We start from the raw sequence: 24,736 nt of genomic DNA on the forward strand, positions 1-24,736 counted from the left end.
AATATTACGATGAATATAAAAATTGCTGCTTTAACGCTGGCTATTGCCAGCGGTATTTCTGCTCAATGGGCCATAGCAGCGGATATGCCAGCCAGCCCGGCACCCACTATTCCGGTGAAACAGTATGTGACTCAGGTCAATACCGATAACAGCGTGACCTTTCGCTACTTTGCCCCTGGGGCAAAAAATGTCTCCGTAGTGGTGGGTGTTCCGGTTCCGGACAATATTCACCCGATGACCAAAGATGAAGCGGGAGTCTGGTCGTGGCGCACGCCTGTCCTGAAAGGCAATCTGTACGAGTATTTTTTCAATGTTGATGGTGTACGCAGCATTGATACAGGCACGGCAATGACTAAGCCTCAGCGTCAGGTTAACTCCAGTATGATTCTGGTACCGGGCAGTTATCTGGATACACGTTCTGTTGTGCATGGTGATTTGATCGCCATAACTTACCACTCCAACGCATTGCAATCCGAACGTCAGATGTATGTCTGGACCCCGCCAGGATACACCGGCATAGGCGAGCCTTTGCCAGTGCTCTATTTCTATCACGGCTTTGGTGATACCGGACGTTCCGCTATTGATCAGGGGCGTATCCCGCAAATCATGGATAACCTGCTGGCTGAAGGGAAAATTAAACCGATGTTGGTGGTGATCCCGGATACCGAAACCGATGCGAAGGGCATTATTCCCGAAGATTTCGTTCCTCAGGAGAGACGTAAAGTCTTTTATCCGTTAAATGCTAAAGCGGCAGATCGCGAACTGATGAACGATATTATCCCGCTGATTAGCAAGCGTTTTAATGTCCGTAAAGATGCCGATGGTCGCGCACTGGCAGGGCTTTCACAAGGTGGGTATCAGGCACTGGTATCGGGAATGAATCATCTGGAAAGCTTTGGCTGGCTGGCCACATTCAGTGGTGTTACCACGACGACCGTACCAGATGAAGGGGTCGCTGCCCGGCTGAACGAGCCGGCAGCTATTAACCAGCAACTACGTAATTTTACTGTGGTTGTTGGGGATAAAGATGTTGTAACCGGCAAGGATATCGCCGGGCTGAAAACTGAGCTTGAGCAGAAAAAAATTAAGTTTGATTACCAGGAATATCCGGGTCTGAACCATGAAATGGATGTCTGGCGGCCTGCCTATGCAGCCTTCGTACAGAAATTATTCAAATAATATAAGGCATTAAGATGAAATTAATCATTACCGAAGATTACCAGGAAATGAGCCGTGTCGCGGCACACCATCTGCTTGGTTATATGTCGAAGACGCGTCGTGTTAACCTGGCAATTACCGCCGGGAGCACGCCCAAAGGCATGTACGAATATCTCATCACTCTGGTTAAAGGTAAGCCCTGGTACGATAACTGCTATTTCTATAATTTCGATGAAATTCCATTTCGCGGCAAAGAGGGAGAAGGCGTAACGATTACCAATCTGCGTAATCTGTTTTTCACCCCTGCGGGGATCAAAGAAGAGAATATCCAGAAGCTCACTATTGATAACTACCGCGAGCATGATCAGAAACTGGCGCGTGAAGGCGGCCTGGATTTGGTGGTGTTGGGATTAGGTGTAGATGGTCATTTTTGTGGCAATCTGCCAAATACGACCCATTTCCATGAGCAAACCGTGGAGTTCCCGATCCAGGGAGAGATGGTTGATATTGTGGCGCATGGCGAGTTGGGCGGCGACTTTTCATTAGTGCCTGACAGCTACGTGACGATGGGGCCGAAAAGCATCATGGCGGCGAAAAACTTGCTGATAATTGTCAGTGGCGCAGGTAAAGCGCAGGCACTGAAAAATGTTCTGCAAGGTCCGGTTACCGAAGATGTTCCAGCTTCCGTGTTGCAGCTGCATCCTTCGCTGATGGTAATCGCTGATAAAGCCGCTGCCGCAGAATTAGCGCTCGGTTAAGCTTAAAAATAAGGCCGGATGTGTGAATTACGCTCCGGCCTGTTCTCCAACATTTAATGACAAATAGATAAAGCATTCCGCTTAGCTTAAAGAGTCTGTTTCAGGACATGAAATATCCAATCCGGGTAGATGTGTAATGATTCTGCTCATCACTACGCCTGCCAGCAATGCTGGGATGATGCGGACAACGAGATTTTCACCAGAAAGAATGTTTTCAAACAACGCTGAGGAAGCCATGTCCTTAATATGTACGATAACAGCGCAATAGATCTCGGTGATAACGACTCCACCTATGCCGCCAACCAGACAACGATAACGTTTCTGTGACCCGATCTTTTCCGGCAGACAGGCGACCATTACGCCAGTTAACATTGCAGGAATAGCTCCCGTAGTTATCGACATTAAGAGAAACAATGGAAGTACCTGTATTATTACCAAAAGAATCAGCGGTTCTTTTGCGAAGAATATGTAGAGGACAAGAAACAGAACACCAATTAACGGCCCTAAAACCGCAAAATACAGTCCGTGATGAATTACCCGACGTGAAACAGACATATCAAACTCCCTTTACTTACCTTTGCGTGCCAATTTAAGTGGAGTAAGTGAAGGGAGTGTGAATAACTATGCCGTAATATCCCAACCACGCGCCTTCCACAGTTCCGGTAATTGCGAAAGATGGGTAAAGGTGGTGACTTTCGGGTGAACGATCGGTTTATTGTGCGGGTCAGCGCAGAAGTAAAACACTTCCATTCCGGCATCTATCCCTGATTGCGCACCTGCGCTGGAGTCATCGACCAGAATGCAGTTTTCAACGTTCACATTCATCGCTTTTGCCGCATGGAACATTAATGCCGGATCGGGCTTCCAACGCTGGATATCATAGCCGCTGAACAGTTTTTCCGGGAAGTAGTGCAGCATGTTGAGCTTACCAAGCGAATGCTGCATTTTGCTGACCGGACCGTTAGAGACGACGCACATCGGCACGTTAATGCTTGCCAGCAATTCGTTCGCTCCTGCGATGTCCTCAAGTTCGGTATCAAACAGACGTGCTACTTCTGCGCGGTAAACGTGCTCGGCATCGGCCTGGACCATCGTCACGCCCTGTTCTTTACTGATGATGTCGATGATTTCGTAGAGTTTTACGCCTTTAAAACGGGTAAAAATCTCTTCCAGGTCAACGTGAATGCCAAATTCCCTGAACATCGTGACATAGGCGCGAGAGCAAATGACCTCGCTATCGACCAGCGTACCGTCGCAGTCGAAAAATACCGCTTCTATCTGGGACATGTCTTTCCTTTATCGTTAGTTTAACGTTTTCGTCATGCCAATTCGCATGACGCAATCGTTGCCGTATAAGCAAATACAATGAAAAAAAGTTATATTCAGCCGTCCATATTGTCTCATTTTGGTATACGATAGCGACGGATTTTCCCTCCTTGTTCGGAAATAGATAATGAGTCAACAACACACAACCCAGGCTTCTGGCCAGGGGATGCTGGAACGCGTGTTTAAACTGCGCGAACATGGCACGACGGCACGGACCGAAGTGATCGCCGGTTTTACCACCTTCCTGACGATGGTTTACATCGTTTTTGTTAACCCGCAAATTCTTGGCGTTGCTGGCATGGATACCAGCGCCGTCTTCGTCACGACCTGTCTGATTGCTGCATTCGGCAGTATTATGATGGGGCTGTTTGCTAACCTGCCAGTTGCACTGGCACCGGCAATGGGCCTGAATGCGTTCTTCGCTTTTGTGGTTGTGCAGGCGATGGGCTTGCCGTGGCAGGTCGGGATGGGCGCAATCTTCTGGGGCGCGATTGGTCTGCTGTTACTGACGATTTTCCGCGTTCGCTACTGGATGATAGCCAACATTCCGGTGAGTCTGCGTGTGGGCATTACCAGCGGTATCGGTCTGTTTATTGGCATGATGGGGCTGAAAAACGCAGGTGTGATTGTCGCTAACCCGGAAACGCTGGTGAGCATCGGTAATCTGACTTCTCACAGCGTACTGCTGGGGATCCTCGGCTTCTTCATCATTGCTATTCTGGCCTCACGCAACATTCACGCGGCGGTGCTGGTTTCCATCGTGGTGACGACGCTGCTGGGCTGGATGCTGGGTGATGTCCACTACAATGGCATCGTTTCTGCGCCGCCGAGCGTAATGACTGTCGTGGGTCATGTAGATTTAGCCGGGTCGTTTAACCTCGGGCTGGCAGGGGTGATTTTCTCTTTCATGCTGGTCAACCTGTTTGACTCCTCCGGTACACTGATTGGCGTGACCGATAAAGCAGGACTGGCGGATGAAAAAGGTAAATTCCCGCGCATGAAGCAGGCACTGTATGTCGACAGCATCTCTTCCGTGACCGGTTCGTTTATCGGGACTTCTTCTGTTACGGCGTATATCGAGTCTTCTTCCGGCGTTTCCGTTGGCGGTCGTACCGGTCTGACGGCAGTGGTTGTTGGTCTGCTGTTCCTGCTGGTTATCTTCCTGTCGCCGCTGGCGGGGATGGTGCCAGGCTACGCTGCAGCTGGTGCGCTGATTTACGTTGGCGTGTTGATGACCTCAAGTCTTGCTCGCGTGAACTGGCAGGATCTTACTGAATCTGTTCCGGCGTTTATTACCGCTGTGATGATGCCGTTCAGCTTCTCGATTACTGAAGGTATCGCGCTGGGCTTTATCTCCTACTGCGTGATGAAGATTGGTACCGGACGTCTGCGTGACCTTAGCCCGTGCGTAATCATCGTTGCGCTGCTGTTTATCCTGAAGATTGTCTTTATCGACGCTCACTAAAATCGATAGCGCGTTAAAAACCCGCCATGCATGATTGCTGGCGGGTTTTTATTTAGATCTTAACTCGCTGAATAAACTCACCAAATGCGGTCAATTGCCCGGTCAGGTGGTCCAGCGTACCCTGATCAATCACTTCCCCGGTTTGCGGATCAACTTTGTTCTGAATCACGCCGCCCATAAATTCTGGCTTGTTCATCACCATTGTATCGAGGAAAACCAGAATCTGGCGCAGGTGATACTGACAGCGCGCGCCGCCAATCACGCCCATTGAGCTGGTCTGAATCAATACCGGTTTACCTGCCAGCGGTTGATCCGGCAGGCGGGAAAGCCAGTCGATGGCATTTTTCAGCCCACCCGGTACCGAGTAGTTATATTCCGGCGTGACGATCACCACACCGTCAGCCTGACGGATCTGTTCCGCCAGAGATTCAACTGTTGCTGGAAAACCGTCTTCCTGCTGTACGTCAGCGTCATACAGGGGAATGTCGGCAATGGAAGGTAACGCATTGATTTCCATGCTCGCCGGAGCAATTTTCGGCAGGGTACGTGCAACCATGCCATTAAATGAGCCTTTGCGCAGGCTCCCCAGTAACGTAACCACCTGCAATTTTTCAGACATGATGACTCCTGTGGTTGTCTATCAATTTGGCGAAAAAGCCTTCACGGTAGAGAGCTGGGCAAAACGCATCATCCGGCTGGTAGGATTGTTGGCGCGGCTGTGAATATCGGGCAGGCTTTTCCAGCCATGTTTGCCATCTAACTCCCAGACACTGAGCTTTTCAATCGTGGGCGTGACCGCCACGGACCACACCAGCACGTCCTCCGCGTCGCATAACGCTTCTACATGATTTACATGAGCACATTTCAGGCGTCCGGCAATGGGCAGTAGTTGCAGATCGCGCGGATCGTCATTCAAAACATCACCGGTTAGTTTTAGCACGCTTCGGCGCAGCGTGATGAGCTGCGCCCGCGCTTCGTTAGGATCGTTTTGTTTACTGATCCATAGCGATTCATTGCTGGAAAAGGTGTGGTTATCGGGCGCGTGTGGGCTATGAAACCCGCGTGTCGCACGCTGTAGTTCCATATCGAGGCCACATTCACCTTCGGTTGTTAACGCCACGCCGACCATATTCCCGGCATAGGAAATAGAAAACGAAGGCAAATTTTTATCGCTGAAAACCGGTTTTCCTTTCGGCAGGGTGACGATTTCCGGCAATTCGCCAATGCCATACAGCATGAACATCAGTTCTGCGAGTAAACCTCTGGACGCCAGAAAACGGCTTTGACGATGAGGGGGAATGTTTCGGGCTTCTTGATGACACAGGGAGGGGAGACGAACAGAAATCAGATGTCCTTCCGTTAAAATCCCTCGGGCAAAGTGAGTCGCCATTTTTCGCTCCATGCTTAATGGTCCATTATGAATACAAGAGTAATCATTTACTGGAATGATGGACAGACTAAAGCGGCTAAAAGTTCGATTCAGATAAGTTTATTACAACTTTTTTACATTTCATTGTGAAATTGGGTCGCGTTTCATTCGATTCGGTTATGCCATCGACGCGTAAAGATTTTTAATGGTTTCCCGTAACCAGACGATCTTCGGATTACGGCTGTTCCGTTTATGCCACAGAAGGGTAAAAGGGACTTCCAGCTTTTTTTGCTGGCTTTCATCAAACGGGAGAGGAAGAGCAACCAACGGCAGTTGGTGGAGTTGATTGTAGTACTGGCAGTAGCGCGGCGCGGTCGCCAGTAGCAGATTGTCGGGCTGTGCTGCCATAAACAGTGACTGCTCGAATTCCGGCAGGCTCATAGCAATCGTGCGTTCGCGCCCCAGCTCCTGTAACACATTGTCCAGCGCCCAGGTATCGCTCTGTTCCCAGCAAATGCTGATATGCGGATAACGTAAAAAGGTGTCCAGATTCCATGCTTCATGCAGTGCCGGATGATCTTTGCGTAACCAGACGCAGGGCACATCACTAAACAGCACTTCATAATCAATGGCTAACGGTAGCGAGCTTAACAGCTCCCGCGAACGGGGATGACTTTCGCGACCGGAAAAACCAATATCCACTTCACCACGAGTAATGGCATCTAAGGAATCGTAATCCCAGTTACGTAATTTGATGGTCGCCTGCGGGTAACGTTGGTAGATCCGTTTCGACAGCGCATTAAGCATGATCATCATTAGCGGTGATTCTGCTGCCAGCTCAAACTTCAGGCCGCGCGGTGTCTGGTGGTGCGGTTTATCCAGCAGCAGGTTGCTCATTTGCATCCACTCCGCCAGATTTTGCTCCATGCTGACCATTAGCGGTGTGGGCGACAGCCCCAGCGGTGAGTTCACAAAGAGCGGGTCGTCAAACCATGCTCTTAACTTTGCCAGCGACTTACTCACCGCCGAAGGGGTCACGTTCATCCGCTTCGCCGCTTTGGTCACGCTGCGCTCCTGCATCAGCAGTTGCAGACAGAGCAGCAGATTGAGATCAAGCGTGGTGATGGATTTCTTCATGAGCGGCAACCGGGCGTCCAGGCGCGACGAACATAATCAGCAACAGGCTCACTATGCTACAGGCAATCAGAATCCCGATCAGCATATTCCATGCGCCGATACCAACCACCGCCGCCAGCCAAATCCACAGTGACGAACCGCAAACTTGCGCAATACCTAAGGTCGAGCTGGCTACGCCCGCGCGTAATGAAAACGGCCCTAACGCCTGACTCATCGCTACGCCAAAACCTACCGAGAAACCGGCGCAAATCAGCGTGATACCAAACAGCGAAACCGCATGGGAAGGTGAAACAGCAAGGGTGATCCCCGCCGCCAGGAATAACACCTGTGAGGTGATCATCAACGTACGTGGCTTAAAAATTCCCAGCGCAAACGGCGTGGAGAATGAAACGGTCATGCTGACGCCAGCGGTCAACGCCATAATGGTGGCGTATTCTCCGCGCTCAAAACCCATGATTTCCATCAGTAATACCGGCGACGTGTTGACGAAGGTGAGGATCACCGAAACGCTGAGGGTGGTGATAACAACACGGCTGAGGAAAAACCGATTAAGCAGTGACTCGCTATTTTCTCGTGGTTTGTCCGAAGCTGCGGGGGCCGCAGGGCGCGTTTCTTTTAAAATAAACAAAGACAGCATCAGTACCGCGATGCCCATCGTTGCCATCGTCCAGAACAGACTCTGCCAGGGGAATTTAAGCATAATCAGGTGTCCGAGCACCGGCGCTAACACCGGAATGATGCAGGTAATGCCGTTGAGTAACGACAGCACTTTAGCCCGACGTCGATCATCCAGCGTGTCGCGCAAAATGGCGAACGCCACTACGTAACAACAGCCCGCGCCCAGTCCCTGTAGAAATCGCCCTGCAAGAAATAACGCGCTGGTTTCAGCCAGTGAACAGAACACCGAGGCGATAATAAATAGCGCCGCGCCGGGTATGGCGACAGGCTTTCTCCCTGAACGATCGGCCACTTTACCGGCAAATAACATCGCAGCCGCCATCCCCGCCAGATAAACGGAGAACGCAATATGCAACTGCGCTTCGCTGGCATTGAGATCGGCGGCGATGCGCGGTAAACCAACGAGGTACATATCAATCCCTGCGGGATAAAGTAAAACCAGGGCAAAACTACAAATCAAAAAGCGGGACATGGGCTAAAGCGTCCTGATAGTAAGGTGACGCAAAGCATACGTGGTGAAGGAGAATCAGGCGAGTTGCCATTTGGACATAAGTGATTTCCTGACAGGCAAGAAGCCAGCGAATGGCTGGCTTCCTGAAGGATTTAGCCAAATTTAGGTAACACGTTAAAGACGTTACCGAACCAGCATAAAATTACGGTTATGCCAAAGAGAATGACAATCGCCGGAATAAGATTGCCGCCCCAGACCGTGAACATCTGATTGGGAAACTTCTTGCGGGCTTTGATTGCCAGTACAGCAGGAATTATTACCGCCCAGATGGTGGCGCACAGTCCGGCACCGCCGATCCCGTAAATAAAGCCATTCGGGAAGATCAGATACAACAACGCGGGTGGCAGGAAGGTTAACAGCACGGTTTTGAAACGCCCGGCGTGGGAGTTATCAATCTTAAACAGATCCGCCAGATAATCGAACAATCCCAGCGTGACACCAAAAAACGAGCTGGCAACAGCTAAGTTGGAGAACACCAGCAGGCAAAACTCGATAATGCCGTGCTGTTTGGTGCCGAGGAACGATTTCACCAGCGAATCAACGTTGCCGCCTGAGGAGATTATCGCCTTAAAGCTTTCTCGCGGGATATTCCCCATCGTGCAATAGAGCCAGAAGAGATAAATCACCAGTGCCAGCAGCGAACCGAAGACCACGCTTTTGATGAGCTTATCTTTGCGTTTTCCATAGCAAATAATCAGGCTGGGAATATTGCCGTGGAAACCAAATGACGCCAGACACACCGGCAAAGCCATAAAGATATACGGGAAGTAAGACGTCCCCGCAGTGGTGCTGGTGGAATCGCGCAGAATGGAGTAATCGACCTGGAAGAAGAAAGAACCAAAAACAATTACAAAGGAGATAATCTTCAGCCCAAGGAACAATGAGGTAATACGACTGGCGGCTAACGAACTTATCCACAATACGCTGGCAACGAAAATGGCAGTGCAGATCCCGACAATACGTGGATTAGCGTGATAGCCCAAATTCATTGATATCGTTTCACTAATGATCGCACCATTAGCAGAGATATAGGCATAAGTGAGGATATAGAGAACGAAGGCAACGGTAATACCGCTGATAATGTTCCAGGTGTTACCGATTAAATCTTTGGTGATGGTGTTAAAACTGGATCCGACGGGATAATTTAAGTTTGCTTCTAATAATAATAGCCCTGAATGTAACATTGAAAACCAGGCGATAATAAGAATAAAAGCGCCCCAAAAAAACCAGGCTCCGGCAAGGTCAACAGGTAAAGCAAACATCCCACCGCCAATTACTGTACCGGCTATAACCATAACACCCCAAAATGCAGAGTGTTTTTTTTCTGATTGATCAGTCATGATGCCACCTTTAGAGGAAGGCTATTTTTGTTATTGAGGATGTAGGGTAATAGAGTGGCTAACATCCTTATAGCCACTCTGAGTGTTTTAATTAAACTTCTTTCAGTTTTGCGGTGAAGTGACGCAATACTTTCGGTTCGTAGGTAAAGGTTAACCCTTTAATATTCGCCGCGTTCTCTTTCACATGTTTAAAGGCTTCAATAATGAAGTCCATATGTGTTTGAGTATATGTTGCGCGCGGAATGGTTAAACGCAGCAGTTCAGCCGGGCATGGCAGTTGTTTACCGGTTTTCGGATCGCGGCCTAACAGGAAAGAGCCAATTTCTACCGCACGGATACCGGCGACTTTATACAGCTCGCAGGCCAGCGCCTGTGCCGGGAACTGATCTGCCGGGATATGCGGCAACAGTTTACCTGCATCAACGAATGCCGCGTGACCGCCCGCCTGCTGACAGACAACGCCAATCTCTTCCAGACCATCGACCAGATACTGCACCTGCGCGATACGATAAGCCAGCCAGTCCAGATTCATGCCGTCATACAGACCTACCGCCAGACGCTCCATAGCGCCGCCTTCCAGGCCGCCATATGTCGGGAAGCCTTCCTGCACCACGCAAAGGGTTCTGCATTCGGTATACACATCAAAGAAGCTGTCGTCTTTCATGCACAGCAGGCCGCCCATCGGCACCATCGCATCTTTCTTGGCGGACATCGCCAGCATATCGGCATATTTGTAGGTTTCGCGGGTGATCTGCTCGATGGTCCAGTCTTTGTATTCTGCTTCACGCTGCTTGATGAAATAGGCGTTTTCGGCAAAGCGTGCGGAGTCCATGACCACCGGAATATCGTATTTCTTCGCGATGCTGTACATCGCTTTTAAGTTTGCCAGTGAAACCGGCTGACCACCTGCGGAGTTACTGGTGATGGTTGCAACGATATACGGCACGTTATTCGGGCCAACTTCTTCAATACCGCGTTCTAATCCCTCAAGGTCAAAGTTGCCTTTAAAGTCGTAACGCACGCCAGTATCGAAGGCTTCTTTGATATAGACGTTACGCACGGTACAGCCGTTAATCTGGCTATGGCCCTGCGTGGTATCAAAGAAATAGTTAGAGAACGCCACCATTTTGCTGCGATCCAGGCCTTTTTCCTGCTCGCGTTTTTTAATCAGTACCGGAATATAGATTTGCTCTGCACCACGGCCCTGGTGAGTCGGAATAGTGTATTGATAACCAAAGATATTTTTCACTGACTCGGCTAACGCGTAGTAGCTGCGGCTGCCGCTGTAGGCTTCGTCGCCACGCATCATCGCGGCCTGCATACTCTGCGTCACCGCCCCGGTGCCGCTGTCGGTCAGTAAATCGATAAACACATCTTCGCTATCCAGCAAGAACGGGTTCATACCGGATTTAATAATTGCCTCTTCACGATAAGCGCGAGTGGTACGTTTTACTGGCTCAATAACACGAATGCGGAACGGTTCAGGGAGATGTTTAAAGTTTTCCATTACATAATCCTTCATTTATTTTAATTACAGTGATCCCTGTGAATATTACATTTGCAATATTCATTAATTCGCCAGATATATATGCAAGTACCATCATTTACTAAAGCAAGCAAATAAACGAGAGATGGCCTTTGTAAAAGGCAAAATTAAGATATAGCAAACAAATAGATCACATTGAATCTAATCGGTTTGGCTCTGGTGATGGCTACAGAAGGGCAAATCAAGGGCGGTGATCGACAATCTTGTTGTCAATATTAAACCATTTTGAGGTCACACATATATGTAAGATATTCATAATGCACTTATCCTCGAAAGACACGAGGCTACAGTATAATACTCAAGGAATTTGTCTATTCTGAAATTGTTTAAATGTGAATCGAATCACAATCGTTCGGGACGCAATATTAAATATCTTTTTTAAAGATTATAAATTACGTAAGAATTTTAATGTTTAAAAAAGGGTTGAGGAATAACAGGAGTGCTAACAATGAAGCGAAGCCGCATCTGACAGTCAGAATGCGGCTTCGCAAGCGCGGTTACTTACCGATACAGAAGCTGGAGAAAATCCGCCCCAGTAGGTCGTCTGAAGTAAATTCCCCGGTGATCTCGCTTAAGTTCTGCTGCGCCAGGCGCAACTCTTCCGCCAGCAGTTCACCCGCCCAGGCACCTAACAGTTGCGCTTTACCTTGCTGCAAATGCTCTGCCGCCTGTTCCAGCGCCTGTAGGTGACGACGACGCGCCAGGAAGCCGCCTTCCATATTGGTGTCAAAGCCCATGCTCTGTTTGAGATGGTTACGCAGTACATCCACACCTTCGCCAGTCCGCGCCGAAAGACGAATTAACGCGTGACCGTTCACTTCGCTCATCCCCAACGTTTCGCCGGTGATATCGGCTTTATTGCGCACCACGGTGATCGGCAGTTTCGCTGGCAGACGGGCGATAAATTCCGGCCAGATCTCTGCCGGATCAACGGCGTCTGTCGTGGTGCCATCGACCATAAACAGCACGCGGTCTGCCTGTTCAATTTCCTGCCATGCGCGCTCGATACCAATACGTTCAACTTCGTCACTGGCTTCACGTAGCCCGGCGGTATCGATGATATGCAACGGCATTCCGTCAATGTGGATATGCTCACGCAGCACGTCACGCGTGGTTCCGGCGATATCGGTTACGATTGCTGCTTCACGGCCCGCCAGCGCGTTCAGCAGGCTCGATTTACCGGCGTTAGGACGTCCGGCAATCACCACTTTCATCCCTTCGCGCAACAAACTACCCTGACGAGCTTCGGCGCGTACCGCGTCGAGATCGGCAATTACGTTATTGAGCTGGGCTTCAATTTTGCCGTCGGAGAGGAAATCGATCTCTTCATCCGGGAAATCAATTGCCGCTTCGACGTAAATGCGCAAGTGGGTGAGGGCTTCCACCAGATGGTTGACCCGTGCGGAGAACGCGCCTTGCAGCGAGTTTAGCGCCGAACGGGCCGCCTGTTCCGAGCTGGCGTCGATAAGATCCGCAATCGCCTCGGCCTGGGCTAAGTCGAGTTTATCGTTCAGAAATGCGCGTTCGGAAAACTCACCAGGGCGGGCAATCCGCAGGCCGGGAATGGTCAGAATGCGTTTTAACAGCAGGTCGAGGATCACAGGACCGCCATGACCTTGCAGTTCCAGCACATCTTCGCCGGTGAACGAGTTCGGGCCAGGGAACCATAGCGCAATCCCCTGATCGAGCACGCTGCCATCGGCGTCTTTAAACGGAAGATAATCGGCGTAGCGTGGCTTAGGCAGTTTACCCAGCACGGTTTCGGCAACTTCACGGGCTTTGAGGCCGGAGATGCGCAGGATGCCAACGCCGCCACGTCCCGGAGGCGTGGCCTGGGCTACGATAGTGTCATTATCGCTCATGATGTTCCTGTTGCTTTGTGTGGCGGATGTGCGGTGCTTATCCGTCCTACGAAAAGAAAAAAGGCGGTCAACTGACCGCCCTTATTTTAGCGAAAACTCACCGAATCAGGATTTTTTCTTCTCGCGGCTATGCAAGCCACGTTTTTCCAGACCACGGTAAATCAGCTGCTGCTGAATAATGGTTACCAGGTTGCTGACGATATAGTACAGCACCAGACCTGACGGGAACCACAGGAAGAACACAGTGAAGATGACCGGCATAAAGGTCATGATCTTCTGCTGCATCGGGTCGGTCACAGTGGTCGGCGACATCTTCTGAATGAAGAACATCGTTACGCCCATCAGGATCGGCAGGATGTAGTACGGGTCCTGTGCAGACAGGTCGTGGATCCACAGTGCAAACGGTGCCTGACGCAGTTCAACGGAACCCATCAGCATGTAGTACAACGCCAGGAAGATTGGCATCTGGATCAGCAGCGGGAAGCAGCCGCCCAGCGGGTTAACCTTCTCAGCTTTGTACAGCGCCATCATTTCCTGGCTTATGCGCTGTTTGTCATCGCCCAGACGCTCACGCATTGCCTGAATCTTCGGCTGCAGCATACGCATCTTCGCCATGGAGGTGTACTGCGCTTTGGTCAGCGGGTACATGATGCCACGAACGATAAAGGTGATGATGATAATGGAGAAGCCCCAGTTACCCACAAAGCTATGGATCCATTTCAGCAGTTTGAACAGCGGCTGAGAGATGAACCACAACCAACCGTAATCAACGGTCAGATCCAGGTGCGGAGCAACAGCTGCCATTTTGTCCTGAATTTCCGGGCCAACCCACAGGGTGCTGTTCATCGCGCCAGTCTGACCAGGCTGAACCAGTACCGGCTGAGATTTATAGCCGATAGCGGCGATGCCGTTACCCAGATTAGCGGTATAGAAGTTGTTGGTACCGTCGTTATGCGGGATCCACGCCGTCGCGAAATACTGTTGCAGCATTGCCACCCAACCACCTTTCGAAGAGATGTTCAGGTTTTCGTTATCGGCAATGGTATCGAACTTGTATTTCTCGTACTTCTCGTCAGGCGTGGAGTACGCCGCACCACGGAAGGTGTGCAGTGCGAAGTTGCTGCTTCCGGTATCGAGATGCGGTGGCAGAGTGATGGATTGCTTCAACTGACCAAAGGTGGAGATTTCCAGCGGTTTCTCGCCAGCATTCTGCACGTTGTAGTTGACGTTGACAGCGTAATCACCACGTTTCAGGACAAACGTTTTGGTAAACGTGTTGCCTGCCGCGTCGGTATACGTCATCGGCACCTGCAGTTCGTTTTGACCTTCAGCCAGCACATAAGCGTCTTTTTCAACGTTATACAGCGGACGCGGGCCGTTAGCCGGGTTATCCGGGCCATCACGACCGGTCAGACCGCTCTGTGCCTGATAAATAAACTGCGGTGAAGTTTCCAGCAGCTGGAACGGCTGGGTAGAGTTCAGCTCTTTCGGGTAAGCCGGCAGCAGGGCTTGCTCAACATCACCACCACGGGTGTTGATGGTCAGATCAAGCACGTCGGTCTTAACCGAGATCAGTTTCCCCTGGCCACTGGCCGGTACGCCCTGGTCGGCGGCGCTACCCGCTGCGGTGGTCGTTGTCTGCGTGGTCTGTTGGGCCTGAGGTTGCGGGTTTTTATCCTGCTCCCAGGCTTGCCAGATCATGAAAGACACGAACAGCAAAGCGATGACTAAAAGATTGCGTTGCGAATCCATCGTTAGTGTTCTCTGGTATCAAATGGTCCGGGCGGGACGGGATCGTCACCACCAGGGTGTAAAGGGTGGCATTTTAATACGCGTTTCACCGTCAACCAACTGCCTTTTATCACTCCAAACCTGCGCAATGCCTCAATTCCGTAGCTTGAACAGGTTGGAGTGAAACGACAATGCGGCCCGAGTAGCGGACTAATCAGGCGTTGATAGACCCGAATGAGGGCTATCAGGACCCGCGAGCCAGGCGACAGTGGCGGCGCCATAATTTTTCCAACGCTTCCGAGAGAGCACGGTTATCGAGGTCGGCAACCCCTTTTTTCGCCACCACCACGAAATCCATAGCCGGGAGTTCATGTTGGCGCAGACGGAAGCTTTCACGCGTCAGACGTTTAATCCGATTGCGTTCATGGGCGCGTCGAACGTTTTTCTTGGCGACTGTAAGACCGATACGGGGATGCCCCAGCGAATTCAGGCGGCCGAGAATGGTAATTTGCGGCGTGCCAGCCCGTTGTGGCTGCTGGAAGACGAATGTGAATTGACTGGGAGTTAACAAGCGTAACTCCCTGGGAAATGCGAGCTTAACCACTCAGGGGTTAGCTTTATTACTTAGAAACGGTCAGACGAGCGCGGCCTTTAGCACGACGACGTGCCAGAACCTGACGACCATTTTTAGTAGCCATACGAGCACGGAAGCCGTGAGAACGGTTGCGCTTCAGTACAGACGGTTGAAAAGTGCGTTTCATGGCGATTTCTACCTAAACTTGAATAAATTCAATGGCTTTATTGGATATCCGCCGAAAAATGAAACGATGGACACCGAAGCCATGGGTGATTAAAGAGGCCGGATTGTAATAATTGTACACTCCGGAGTCAATTCTCTTTCCTTATTTACCGCGCTTTTCCGCACCTTTTCGCGGGGAAAACGTACGGCCTCACACCAGTGAAAACCAGCATGGCGCGCCGGGTGGAGGATTATACGGGCTGACGGGTAAAGCGCAAGGATCGTCCTGGATCTTTATTAGATCGATTAAGCCAATTTTTGTCTATGGTCATTAAATTTTCCAATATGCGGCGTAAATCGTGCCCGGCCCGCGGCAGGATCGTTTACACTTAGCGAGTTCTGGATCATCCTGTGGATAAATCGGGAAAATCTGTGAGAAACAGAAGATCTCTTGCGCAGTTTAGGCTATGATCCGCGGTCCCGATCGTTTTGCAGGATCTTGATCGGGCATATAACCGCAGACAGCGGTTCGTGCGTCACCCTCATGCAGGGTCTTTTCGACGTACGTCAACAATCATGAATGTTTCAGCCTTAGTCATTATCGACTTTTGTTCGAGTGGAGTCCGCCGTGTCACTTTCGCTTTGGCAGCAGTGTCTTGCCCGATTGCAGGATGAGTTACCAGCCACAGAATTCAGTATGTGGATACGCCCATTGCAGGCGGAACTGAGCGATAACACGCTGGCCCTGTACGCGCCAAACCGTTTTGTCCTCGATTGGGTACGGGACAAGTACCTTAATAATATCAATGGACTGCTAACCAGTTTCTGCGGAGCGGATGCCCCACAGCTGCGTTTTGAAGTCGGCACCAAACCGGTGACGCAAACGCCACAAGCGGCAGTGACGAGCAACGTCGCGGCCCCTGCACAGGTGGCGCAAACGCAGCCGCAACGTGCTGCGCCTTCTACGCGCTCGGGTTGGGATAACGTCCCTGCTCCGGCAGAACCGACCTATCGTTCTAACGTAAACGTCAAACACACGTTTGATAACTTCGTTGAAGGTAAATCTAACCAACTGGCGCGCGCGGCGGCTCGCCAGGTGGCAGATAACCCTGGCGGTGCTTATAACCCGTTGTTCCTTTATGGTGGCACGGGTTTGGGTAAAACTCACCTGCTGCATGCGGTGGGTAACGGCATTATGGCGCGCAAGCCGAATGCCAAAGTGGTTTATATGCACTCCGAGCGCTTTGTTCAGGACATGGTTAAAGCCCTGCAAAACAACGCGATCGAAGAGTTTAAACGCTACTACCGTTCCGTAGATGCACTGCTGATCGACGATATTCAGTTTTTTGCTAATAAAGAACGATCTCAGGAAGAGTTTTTCCACACCTTCAACGCCCTGCTGGAAGGTAATCAACAGATCATTCTCACCTCCGATCGCTATCCGAAAGAGATCAACGGCGTTGAGGATCGTTTGAAATCCCGCTTCGGCTGGGGACTGACTGTGGCGATCGAACCGCCAGAGCTGGAAACCCGCGTGGCGATCCTGATGAAAAAGGCCGACGAAAACGACATTCGTTTGCCGGGCGAAGTGGCGTTTTTTATCGCCAAGCGTCTACGATCTAACGTACGTGAGTTGGAAGGCGCGCTGAACCGCGTCATTGCCAACGCCAACTTTACCGGACGGGCGATCACCATCGACTTCGTGCGTGAGGCGCTGCGTGACTTGCTGGCATTGCAGGAAAAACTGGTCACCATCGACAATATTCAGAAGACGGTGGCGGAGTACTACAAGATCAAAGTCGCGGATCTCCTTTCCAAGCGTCGATCCCGCTCGGTGGCCCGTCCGCGCCAGATGGCGATGGCGCTGGCGAAAGAGCTGACTAACCACAGTCTTCCGGAGATTGGCGATGCCTTTGGTGGTCGTGACCACACGACGGTGCTTCATGCCTGCCGGAAGATCGAGCAGTTGCGTGAAGAGAGCCACGATATCAAAGAAGATTTTTCTAATTTAATCAGAACATTGTCATCGTAAACCTATGAAATTTACCGTAGAACGTGAGCATTTATTAAAACCGCTACAACAGGTGAGCGGTCCGTTAGGTGGTCGTCCTACGCTACCGATTCTCGGTAATCTGCTGTTACAGGTTGCTGACGGTACGTTGTCGCTGACCGGTACTGATCTCGAGATGGAAATGGTGGCACGCGTTGCGCTGGTTCAGCCGCACGAACCAGGGGCGACGACCGTTCCGGCGCGCAAATTCTTTGATATCTGCCGTGGTCTGCCTGAAGGCGCGGAAATTGCCGTGCAGCTGGAAGGTGAGCGGATGCTGGTGCGCTCCGGGCGTAGCCGTTTTTCGTTGTCTACCCTGCCAGCGGCAGATTTCCCGAACCTCGATGACTGGCAGAGCGAAGTCGAATTTACCCTGCCGCAGGCGACGATGAAGCGTCTGATTGAAGCGACCCAGTTTTCTATGGCGCATCAGGACGTTCGCTATTACTTAAACGGTATGCTGTTTGAAACCGAAGGTGAAGAACTGCGCACCGTGGCGACCGACGGCCACCGTCTGGCAGTCTGTTCAATGCCAATTGGTCAATCTTTGCCAAGCCATTCGGTGATCGTGCCGCGTAAAGGCGTGATTGAACTGATGCGTATGCTCGACGGCGGCGACAATCCGCTGCGCGTGCAGATTGGCAGCAACAACATTCGCGCCCACGTTGGCGACTTTATCTTCACCTCGAAACTGGTGGATGGTCGCTTCCCGGATTACCGTCGCGTTCTGCCGAAGAACCCGGACAAGCATCTGGAAGCTGGCTGTGATCTGCTCAAGCAGGCGTTTGCCCGTGCGGCAATTCTCTCTAACGAGAAATTCCGCGGCGTGCGTCTGTATGTCAGCGAAAACCAGCTGAAAATCACCGCCAACAACCCAGAACAGGAAGAAGCGGAAGAGATCCTCGACGTTACCTATAGCGGTGCGGAGATGGAAATCGGCTTCAACGTCAGCTATGTGCTGGATGTTCTCAACGCGCTGAAATGCGAAAACGTCCGCATGATGCTGACCGATTCGGTTTCCAGCGTGCAGATTGAAGATGCGGCCAGCCAGAGCGCGGCTTATGTTGTCATGCCAATGAGACTGTAATGTCCCTCACCCGCTTGTTGATCCGCGATTTCCGCAACATTGAAACCGCGGATCTCGCCTTATCTCCCGGCTTTAACTTTCTGGTAGGTGCCAACGGCAGTGGCAAAACCAGCGTGCTGGAAGCCATCTATACGCTCGGCCACGGTCGGGCGTTTCGCAGTTTGCAGATTGGTCGCGTCATTCGCCACGAGCAGGAGGCGTTTGTTCTCCACGGGCGATTACAGGGCGAAGAGCGCGAGACGGCGATTGGTTTAACCAAAGACAAACAAGGCGACAGCAAAGTCCGTATTGACGGTACAGACGGGCATAAAGTCGCGGAGCTGGCGCACCTGATGCCAATGCAGCTGATAACGCCAGAAGGGTTTACTTTACTCAACGGCGGCCCCAAATACAGAAGAGCATTCCTCGACTGGGGATGCTTTCACAACGAACCCGGATTTTTCACCGCCTGGAGCAATCTCAAGCGATTGCTCAAGCAGCGCAATGCGGCGCTGCGCCAGGTGACTCGTTACGAACAGCTACGCCCGTGGGATAAAGAACTGATCCCGCTGGCGGAGCAAATCAGCACCTGGCGCGCGGAGTATAGCGCCGGTATCGCAGCCGATATGGCTGATACCTGTAAGCAATTTCTCCCTGAGTTTTCTCTGACTTTCTCTTTCCAGCGCGGCTGGGAGAAAGAGACAGAGTACGCTGAGGTGCTGGAACGTAATTTTGAACGCGATCGCCAGCTAACCTACACCGCGCACGGCCCGCATAAAGCGGACTTACGCATTCGCGCCGACGGTGCGCCGGTGGAAGATACCTTATCGCGTGGGCAGCTTAAGCTGTTGATGTGCGCCTTACGTCTGGCGCAAGGAGAGTTCCTCACCCGTGAAAGCGGGCGGCGGTGTCTCTACCTGATAGATGATTTTGCCTCTGAGCTTGATGATGAGCGTCGCGGGCTGCTTGCCAGCCGCTTAAAAGCGACGCAATCACAGGTCTTTGTCAGCGCGATCAGTGCTGAACACGTTATAGACATGTCGGACGAAAATTCGAAGATGTTTACCGTGGAAAAGGGTAAAATAACGGATTAACCCAAGTATAAATGAGCGAGAAACGTTGATGTCGAATTCTTATGACTCCTCCAGTATCAAAGTCCTGAAAGGGCTGGATGCGGTGCGTAAGCGCCCGGGTATGTATATCGGCGACACGGATGACGGCACCGGTCTGCACCACATGGTATTCGAGGTGGTAGATAACGCTATCGACGAAGCGCTCGCGGGTCACTGTAAAGAAATTATCGTCACCATTCACGCCGATAACTCTGTCTCTGTACAGGATGACGGGCGCGGCATTCCGACCGGTATTCACCCGGAAGAGGGCGTATCGGCGGCGGAAGTGATCATGACCGTTCTGCACGCAGGCGGTAAATTTGACGATAACTCCTATAAAGTGTCCGGCGGTCTGCACGGCGTTGGTGTTTCGGTAGTAAACGCCCTGTCGCAAAAACTGGAGCTGGTTATCCAGCGCGAGGGTAAAATTCACCGTCAGATCTACGAACACGGTGTACCGCAGGCCCCGCTGGCGGTTACCGGCGAGACTGAAAAAACCGGCACTATGGTGCGTTTCTGGCCAAGCCTTGAAACCTTCACCAATGTGACCGAGTTCGAATATGACATTCTGGCGAAACGTCTGCGTGAGTTGTCGTTCCTCAACTCCGGCGTTTCCATTCGTCTGCGCGACAAGCGCGACGGCAAAGAAGACCACTTCCACTATGAAGGCGGCATCAAGGCGTTCGTTGAATATCTGAACAAGAACAAAACGCCGATCCACCCGAATATCTTCTACTTCTCCACCGAAAAAGACGGTATTGGCGTCGAAGTGGCGTTGCAGTGGAACGATGGCTTCCAGGAAAACATCTACTGCTTTACCAACAACATTCCGCAGCGTGACGGCGGTACTCACCTGGCAGGCTTCCGTGCGGCGATGACCCGTACTCTGAACGCCTACATGGACAAAGAAGGCTACAGCAAAAAAGCCAAAGTCAGCGCCACCGGTGACGATGCGCGTGAAGGCCTGATTGCGGTCGTTTCCGTGAAAGTGCCGGACCCGAAATTCTCCTCACAGACCAAAGACAAACTGGTTTCTTCTGAGGTGAAATCGGCGGTTGAACAGCAGATGAACGAACTGCTGGCGGAATACCTGCTGGAAAACCCAACCGACGCGAAAATCGTGGTCGGCAAAATTATCGATGCTGCCCGTGCCCGTGAAGCTGCGCGTCGCGCGCGTGAAATGACCCGCCGTAAAGGTGCGCTGGATTTAGCTGGCCTGCCGGGCAAACTGGCAGACTGCCAGGAACGCGATCCGGCGCTTTCCGAACTGTACCTTGTGGAAGGGGACTCCGCGGGCGGCTCTGCGAAGCAGGGGCGTAACCGCAAGAACCAGGCGATTCTGCCGCTGAAGGGTAAAATCCTCAACGTCGAGAAAGCGCGCTTCGATAAGATGCTCTCTTCTCAGGAAGTGGCGACGCTTATCACCGCGCTTGGTTGTGGTATCGGTCGTGACGAGTACAACCCGGACAAACTGCGTTATCACAGCATCATCATCATGACCGATGCGGACGTCGACGGCTCGCACATTCGTACGCTGCTGTTGACCTTCTTCTATCGTCAGATGCCGGAAATCGTTGAACGTGGTCACGTCTACATCGCTCAGCCGCCGCTGTACAAAGTGAAGAAAGGTAAGCAGGAACAGTACATTAAAGACGACGAAGCGATGGATCAGTACCAGATCTCTATCGCGCTGGATGGCGCAACGCTGCACACCAACGCCAGTGCACCGGCGCTGGCTGGCGAAGCGTTAGAGAAACTGGTGTCTGAGTACAACGCGACGCAGAAAATGATCAACCGCATGGAGCGTCGTTATCCGAAAGCAATGCTGAAAGAGCTTATCTATCAGCCGACGCTGACGGAAACCGACCTTTCTGACGAGCAGACCGTTACCCGCTGGGTGAACGCGCTGGTCAGCGAACTGAACGATAAAGAACAGCACGGCAGCCAGTGGAAGTTTGATGTCCACACCAATGCTGAGCAAAACTTGTTCGAGCCGATTGTTCGCGTGCGTACCCACGGTGTGGATACTGACTATCCGCTGGATCACGAATTTATCACTGGCGGCGAATATCGTCGTATCTGCACGCTGGGTGAGAAACTGCGTGGCTTGCTGGAAGAAGATGCATTTATCGAACGTGGCGAACGTCGTCAGCCGGTAGCCAGCTTCGAGCAGGCGCTGGACTGGCTGGTGAAAGAGTCCCGTCGCGGCCTCTCCATCCAGCGTTATAAAGGTCTGGGCGAGATGAACCCGGAACAGCTGTGGGAAACCACCATGGACCCGGAAAGCCGTCGTATGCTGCGCGTTACCGTTAAAGATGCGATTGCTGCCGACCAGTTGTTCACTACGCTTATGGGCGACGCCGTTGAACCGCGCCGTGCGTTTATTGAAGAGAACGCTCTGAAAGCGGCGAATATCGATATTTAATGGCGTTAACAATGCGAGCGTGCCTGATGCGCTACGCTTATCAGGCCTACGAGACTCCTGCAATATATTGAATTTGCATGTTTTTGTAGGCCGGATAAGGCGTTCACGCCGCATCCGGCAAGAAGCTATAAGAAAAGGGCGGAGATCATCTCCGCCCTTTTTATTCCTGCAATCCGCAATTATCATCCCGCAGATCTATACTTTTTGGGTCAACACGTAACGCTTTACAGGTGATTATCATGGGGCTTTTTGATGACGTTGTCGGTGCCTTTCTGAAAGGCGATGCGGGGAAATATCAGGCCATTTTGAGCTGGGTTGAGGAACAGGGCGGCATTCAGGTGCTGTTGGAAAAACTGCAAAGTGGCGGCTTAGGGGCCATTCTCTCAACCTGGCTGAGTAATCAACAGAGCAATCAATCAGTTAGCGGCGAGCAAGTGGAATCGGCGCTCGGCACAAATGCGGTGTTCGATCTCGGGCAAAAACTTGGCGTGGATACCAGTACAGCTTCCAGTTTACTGGCAGAACAATTGCCGAAGATTATTGATGCACTCTCACCGCAAGGTGAAGTGTCACCACAAGCCAATAACGATCTGCTTTCCGCAGGCATGGAACTGCTGAAAGGGAAACTTTTCCGCTAAGCAAAAGGGGAGCACGCAATGCGCGTTGCATCCCCCTTTTCCCTCGGGTGTTGTACTGATTTTTGAGCGGAATCGCGTTAGCATGGGTCAGGAACCAATCTACCTGGGGAACTCATGGCTATCAAACTCATTGCTATCGATATGGATGGCACCCTTCTGCTGCCCGATCACACCATTTCACCCGCCGTTAAAAATGCGATTGCCGCAGCTCGCGCCCGTGGCGTAAATGTCGTGCTGACGACGGGCCGCCCTTATGCAGGTGTTCACAATTACCTGAAAGAGCTGCACATGGAACAGCCGGGCGACTACTGCATTACTTACAACGGCGCGCTGGTACAGAAGGCCGCTGATGGTAGCACCGTGGCGCAAACTGCTTTGAGCTATGACGACTACCGTTTCCTGGAAAAACTCTCTCGCGAAGTCGGTTCTCATTTCCACGCCCTGGACCGCACCACACTGTACACCGCCAACCGTGATATCAGCTACTACACGGTGCATGAATCCTTCGTTGCCACCATTCCGCTGGTGTTCTGCGAAGCGGAGAAAATGGACCCCAATACCCAGTTCCTGAAAGTGATGATGATTGATGAACCCGCCATCCTCGACCAGGCCATTGCGCGTATTCCGCAGGAAGTGAAAGAAAAATACACCGTGCTGAAAAGTGCGCCGTACTTCCTCGAAATCCTCGATAAACGCGTTAACAAAGGTACGGGTGTGAAATCACTGGCCGACGTGTTAGGTATTAAACCGGAAGAAATCATGGCGATTGGCGATCAGGAAAACGACATCGCAATGATTGAATATGCAGGCGTCGGTGTGGCGATGGATAACGCTATTCCTTCGGTGAAAGAAGTGGCGAACTTTGTCACCAAATCCAACCTTGAAGATGGCGTGGCATTTGCTATTGAGAAGTATGTGCTGAATTAATCAGTGAACGGGCAAACGGCATGAATGCGTTTGCCCGCAGCGATTAACAATTTCTGGTCGTGCATAAAATCAGGAACTGGAGTGGTGACGTTACTATATCCAGCGTAAGAGTGACTGGCAGCAGCGCATTAACGAGGCCGTGCGGGACGCCATCTGTTGCTTTGTACTCATAAAATCCCACCGTAAAGGGTTGATGGAAAACCATCACGTTTGAGTAATCCGCTTTTTTATTTTTCTGGTGGATTGAGCCTTTCAAACCGTCCAGCATCCATGTACAACGCCGGGTATCACAAATAAAACCATATTGTGTTGCCAGTGCCTTATCTTCTTCGTTGTTCCAGTCGTAATAGAGCGTAATAGCACCAGAGAAATTCTTATTACTGCTGCTTAAAATAAATTTCGCGTTATCAGAAACGGTGATTCTTTCACCATGGATTGCCGGATCGTTCAGCATGTTAACTACCTCATCGCTGCCGGTGGTCAACAGATAGTCCAACGATTCACCAACAAAAACATAGCCTTTCGTACCGTTACTATCTTCTGCCAGCGATAAACCCTTAATCGTGTCTGACCGCCATTGCTCGGCATGTGGACGGCTTGCAGTATTGGAAACCAATCCCCAGGTGATACATCCGGTCAACGCAAATGCCAAAGAACACAAACTGGCAGCCTTGAAAAATCCCTTAAGATTCAACTTCATGATTAATCCTTTAAACAAGAGTACTAAGCCGTTGAAAGCATACTCTTCTTTCCCCCCAGTTTAGCGCCTGATCTCCCTTTTCAGATTTTTGCCCGACGTAGAACATTTTCTTATGGGTTGTTCTTTTTGTGATCTAAATTGTAGTACAACTATATAAGTTTGTACTACATTAGGCGCACAGCAAACGCGAACGTCATC

General features: G+C 51.2%; 25 protein-coding genes. 9 read left to right on the top strand and 16 right to left on the bottom strand.

The window, feature by feature from the left end; genetic code table 11:
• The first annotated feature begins 9 nt into the window (after positions 1–9).
• Both ACJHYO_RS12155 and ACJHYO_RS12160 read left to right on the top strand, forming a co-directional pair.
• A complete protein-coding gene (locus tag ACJHYO_RS12155; protein ID WP_001346611.1) occupies positions 10–1,179 on the top strand; it encodes an alpha/beta hydrolase in 1,170 nt (389 codons plus the stop codon).
• A 14-nt stretch (positions 1,180–1,193) separates the two neighbouring features.
• On the top strand, positions 1,194–1,916 hold the full coding sequence (locus ACJHYO_RS12160) for a glucosamine-6-phosphate deaminase (RefSeq protein WP_000766886.1): 723 nt from the start codon (positions 1,194–1,196) through the stop codon (positions 1,914–1,916).
• Positions 1,917–1,997: 81 nt separating this feature from the next.
• On the opposite strand, the gene ACJHYO_RS12165 is transcribed toward ACJHYO_RS12160, so the two are convergent.
• Positions 1,998–2,471 (bottom strand): protein CbrB, encoded by a 474-nt coding sequence (locus ACJHYO_RS12165; protein WP_000116758.1) that lies wholly within the window; start codon positions 2,469–2,471, stop codon positions 1,998–2,000.
• A gap of 66 nt (positions 2,472–2,537) precedes the next feature.
• The gene (gene yieH, locus ACJHYO_RS12170; protein WP_000078058.1) at positions 2,538–3,203 is read right to left on the bottom strand and encodes a 6-phosphogluconate phosphatase; all 666 of its coding nucleotides are present in this window, start codon (positions 3,201–3,203) and stop codon (positions 2,538–2,540) included.
• Positions 3,204–3,369: 166 nt separating this feature from the next.
• Here yieH and adeP point away from each other — a divergent pair, with 166 nt between their 5' ends.
• On the top strand, positions 3,370–4,707 hold the full coding sequence (gene adeP / locus ACJHYO_RS12175) for an adenine permease AdeP (protein WP_000082693.1): 1,338 nt from the start codon (positions 3,370–3,372) through the stop codon (positions 4,705–4,707).
• 52 nt (positions 4,708–4,759) lie between these two features.
• On the opposite strand, the gene yieF is transcribed toward adeP, so the two are convergent.
• From yieF to ACJHYO_RS12240, 13 genes are all read right to left on the bottom strand, one after another.
• Complete coding sequence (yieF, locus tag ACJHYO_RS12180; protein ID WP_410232476.1) at positions 4,760–5,326, bottom strand: class I chromate reductase YieF; 567 nt, start codon at positions 5,324–5,326, stop codon at positions 4,760–4,762.
• A gap of 21 nt (positions 5,327–5,347) precedes the next feature.
• Positions 5,348–6,097: a 4'-phosphopantetheinyl transferase family protein gene (locus ACJHYO_RS12185; protein WP_001350414.1), complete on the bottom strand. Its 750-nt coding sequence runs from the start codon at positions 6,095–6,097 to the stop codon at positions 5,348–5,350.
• Positions 6,098–6,253: 156 nt separating this feature from the next.
• Positions 6,254–7,213 carry an HTH-type transcriptional regulator YidZ gene (yidZ, locus tag ACJHYO_RS12190; protein WP_000748500.1) on the bottom strand — a complete coding sequence of 320 codons (960 nt, stop codon included), beginning with the start codon at positions 7,211–7,213 and terminating at the stop codon, positions 6,254–6,256.
• A complete protein-coding gene (gene mdtL / locus ACJHYO_RS12195; RefSeq protein ID WP_000085966.1) occupies positions 7,188–8,363 on the bottom strand; it encodes a multidrug efflux MFS transporter MdtL in 1,176 nt (391 codons plus the stop codon). Before mdtL ends, yidZ begins: the two co-directional genes overlap by 26 nt.
• Before the next feature lie 131 nt (positions 8,364–8,494).
• Positions 8,495–9,742 (bottom strand): low affinity tryptophan permease TnaB, encoded by a 1,248-nt coding sequence (gene tnaB, locus ACJHYO_RS12200; protein ID WP_000132074.1) that lies wholly within the window; start codon positions 9,740–9,742, stop codon positions 8,495–8,497.
• A gap of 91 nt (positions 9,743–9,833) precedes the next feature.
• Positions 9,834–11,249 (bottom strand): tryptophanase, encoded by a 1,416-nt coding sequence (tnaA, locus tag ACJHYO_RS12205; RefSeq protein ID WP_001295247.1) that lies wholly within the window; start codon positions 11,247–11,249, stop codon positions 9,834–9,836.
• A 220-nt stretch (positions 11,250–11,469) separates the two neighbouring features.
• Positions 11,470–11,544: a tryptophanase leader peptide gene (gene tnaC, locus ACJHYO_RS12210; protein ID WP_001364348.1), complete on the bottom strand. Its 75-nt coding sequence runs from the start codon at positions 11,542–11,544 to the stop codon at positions 11,470–11,472.
• 241 nt (positions 11,545–11,785) lie between these two features.
• Complete coding sequence (mnmE, locus tag ACJHYO_RS12215; RefSeq protein ID WP_001282368.1) at positions 11,786–13,150, bottom strand: tRNA uridine-5-carboxymethylaminomethyl(34) synthesis GTPase MnmE; 1,365 nt, start codon at positions 13,148–13,150, stop codon at positions 11,786–11,788.
• A 105-nt stretch (positions 13,151–13,255) separates the two neighbouring features.
• A complete protein-coding gene (yidC, locus tag ACJHYO_RS12220) occupies positions 13,256–14,902 on the bottom strand; it encodes a membrane protein insertase YidC (protein ID WP_000378258.1) in 1,647 nt (548 codons plus the stop codon).
• A 2-nt stretch (positions 14,903–14,904) separates the two neighbouring features.
• Positions 14,905–15,162, bottom strand: a complete 258-nt coding sequence (gene yidD, locus ACJHYO_RS12225; protein WP_001307474.1) for a membrane protein insertion efficiency factor YidD — start codon at positions 15,160–15,162, stop codon at positions 14,905–14,907.
• The gene (gene rnpA, locus ACJHYO_RS12230; protein WP_000239730.1) at positions 15,126–15,485 is read right to left on the bottom strand and encodes a ribonuclease P protein component; all 360 of its coding nucleotides are present in this window, start codon (positions 15,483–15,485) and stop codon (positions 15,126–15,128) included. Before rnpA ends, yidD begins: the two co-directional genes overlap by 37 nt.
• A gap of 16 nt (positions 15,486–15,501) precedes the next feature.
• Entirely contained in the window at positions 15,502–15,642 is a 141-nt protein-coding gene (gene rpmH, locus ACJHYO_RS12235; protein ID WP_000831330.1) for a 50S ribosomal protein L34, read from the bottom strand.
• Positions 15,643–15,871: 229 nt separating this feature from the next.
• A complete protein-coding gene (locus ACJHYO_RS12240; protein ID WP_122134670.1) occupies positions 15,872–15,952 on the bottom strand; it encodes a hypothetical protein in 81 nt (26 codons plus the stop codon).
• Positions 15,953–16,248: 296 nt separating this feature from the next.
• On the opposite strand from ACJHYO_RS12240, the gene dnaA reads away from it, so the two are divergent.
• The 6 genes from dnaA to yidA all read left to right on the top strand — a co-directional run bounded on the left by dnaA (position 16,249) and on the right by yidA (position 23,838).
• Positions 16,249–17,652 (top strand): chromosomal replication initiator protein DnaA, encoded by a 1,404-nt coding sequence (dnaA, locus tag ACJHYO_RS12245; RefSeq protein ID WP_000059111.1) that lies wholly within the window; start codon positions 16,249–16,251, stop codon positions 17,650–17,652.
• Between the two features lie 4 nt (positions 17,653–17,656).
• Positions 17,657–18,757 (top strand): DNA polymerase III subunit beta, encoded by a 1,101-nt coding sequence (gene dnaN, locus ACJHYO_RS12250; RefSeq protein WP_000673464.1) that lies wholly within the window; start codon positions 17,657–17,659, stop codon positions 18,755–18,757.
• Positions 18,757–19,830 (top strand): DNA replication/repair protein RecF, encoded by a 1,074-nt coding sequence (recF, locus tag ACJHYO_RS12255; RefSeq protein ID WP_000060112.1) that lies wholly within the window; start codon positions 18,757–18,759, stop codon positions 19,828–19,830. Before dnaN ends, recF begins: the two co-directional genes overlap by 1 nt.
• Positions 19,831–19,858: 28 nt before the next feature.
• Positions 19,859–22,273, top strand: a complete 2,415-nt coding sequence (gyrB, locus tag ACJHYO_RS12260) for a DNA topoisomerase (ATP-hydrolyzing) subunit B (RefSeq protein WP_001334472.1) — start codon at positions 19,859–19,861, stop codon at positions 22,271–22,273.
• Positions 22,274–22,512: 239 nt separating this feature from the next.
• Complete coding sequence (locus ACJHYO_RS12265; RefSeq protein ID WP_001467791.1) at positions 22,513–22,911, top strand: YidB family protein; 399 nt, start codon at positions 22,513–22,515, stop codon at positions 22,909–22,911.
• 114 nt (positions 22,912–23,025) lie between these two features.
• On the top strand, positions 23,026–23,838 hold the full coding sequence (gene yidA, locus ACJHYO_RS12270) for a sugar-phosphatase (protein WP_000985549.1): 813 nt from the start codon (positions 23,026–23,028) through the stop codon (positions 23,836–23,838).
• A gap of 43 nt (positions 23,839–23,881) precedes the next feature.
• Here yidA and ACJHYO_RS12275 read toward each other — a convergent pair whose 3' ends face one another.
• On the bottom strand, positions 23,882–24,538 hold the full coding sequence (locus ACJHYO_RS12275; protein WP_001467792.1) for a hypothetical protein: 657 nt from the start codon (positions 24,536–24,538) through the stop codon (positions 23,882–23,884).
• Between the last annotated feature and the right edge of the window lie 198 nt (positions 24,539–24,736).

Source organism: Escherichia sp. WS1118 (assembly GCF_046487695.1).
Taxonomy (GTDB): Bacteria; Pseudomonadota; Gammaproteobacteria; order Enterobacterales; family Enterobacteriaceae; genus Escherichia; species Escherichia coli.

Bases quoted from the DNA above. Each gene is read 5' to 3' on its own strand.
- ACJHYO_RS12155 (WP_001346611.1), top strand. From the start codon at position 10: ATGAATATAAAAATTGCTGCTTTAACGCTGGCTATTGCCAGCGGTATT.
- ACJHYO_RS12160 (WP_000766886.1), top strand. From the start codon at position 1,194: ATGAAATTAATCATTACCGAAGATTACCAGGAAATGAGCCGTGTCGCG.
- ACJHYO_RS12165 (WP_000116758.1), bottom strand. From the start codon at position 2,471: ATGTCTGTTTCACGTCGGGTAATTCATCACGGACTGTATTTTGCGGTT.
- yieH (WP_000078058.1), bottom strand. From the start codon at position 3,203: ATGTCCCAGATAGAAGCGGTATTTTTCGACTGCGACGGTACGCTGGTC.
- adeP (WP_000082693.1), top strand. From the start codon at position 3,370: ATGAGTCAACAACACACAACCCAGGCTTCTGGCCAGGGGATGCTGGAA.
- yieF (WP_410232476.1), bottom strand. From the start codon at position 5,326: ATGTCTGAAAAATTGCAGGTGGTTACGTTACTGGGGAGCCTGCGCAAA.
- ACJHYO_RS12185 (WP_001350414.1), bottom strand. From the start codon at position 6,097: ATGGCGACTCACTTTGCCCGAGGGATTTTAACGGAAGGACATCTGATT.
- yidZ (WP_000748500.1), bottom strand. From the start codon at position 7,213: ATGAAGAAATCCATCACCACGCTTGATCTCAATCTGCTGCTCTGTCTG.
- mdtL (WP_000085966.1), bottom strand. From the start codon at position 8,363: ATGTCCCGCTTTTTGATTTGTAGTTTTGCCCTGGTTTTACTTTATCCC.
- tnaB (WP_000132074.1), bottom strand. From the start codon at position 9,742: ATGACTGATCAATCAGAAAAAAAACACTCTGCATTTTGGGGTGTTATG.
- tnaA (WP_001295247.1), bottom strand. From the start codon at position 11,249: ATGGAAAACTTTAAACATCTCCCTGAACCGTTCCGCATTCGTGTTATT.
- mnmE (WP_001282368.1), bottom strand. From the start codon at position 13,150: ATGAGCGATAATGACACTATCGTAGCCCAGGCCACGCCTCCGGGACGT.
- yidC (WP_000378258.1), bottom strand. From the start codon at position 14,902: ATGGATTCGCAACGCAATCTTTTAGTCATCGCTTTGCTGTTCGTGTCT.
- yidD (WP_001307474.1), bottom strand. From the start codon at position 15,162: ATGGCGCCGCCACTGTCGCCTGGCTCGCGGGTCCTGATAGCCCTCATT.
- rpmH (WP_000831330.1), bottom strand. From the start codon at position 15,642: ATGAAACGCACTTTTCAACCGTCTGTACTGAAGCGCAACCGTTCTCAC.
- ACJHYO_RS12240 (WP_122134670.1), bottom strand. From the start codon at position 15,952: ATGACCATAGACAAAAATTGGCTTAATCGATCTAATAAAGATCCAGGA.
- dnaN (WP_000673464.1), top strand. From the start codon at position 17,657: ATGAAATTTACCGTAGAACGTGAGCATTTATTAAAACCGCTACAACAG.
- recF (WP_000060112.1), top strand. From the start codon at position 18,757: ATGTCCCTCACCCGCTTGTTGATCCGCGATTTCCGCAACATTGAAACC.
- gyrB (WP_001334472.1), top strand. From the start codon at position 19,859: ATGTCGAATTCTTATGACTCCTCCAGTATCAAAGTCCTGAAAGGGCTG.
- ACJHYO_RS12265 (WP_001467791.1), top strand. From the start codon at position 22,513: ATGGGGCTTTTTGATGACGTTGTCGGTGCCTTTCTGAAAGGCGATGCG.
- yidA (WP_000985549.1), top strand. From the start codon at position 23,026: ATGGCTATCAAACTCATTGCTATCGATATGGATGGCACCCTTCTGCTG.
- ACJHYO_RS12275 (WP_001467792.1), bottom strand. From the start codon at position 24,538: ATGAAGTTGAATCTTAAGGGATTTTTCAAGGCTGCCAGTTTGTGTTCT.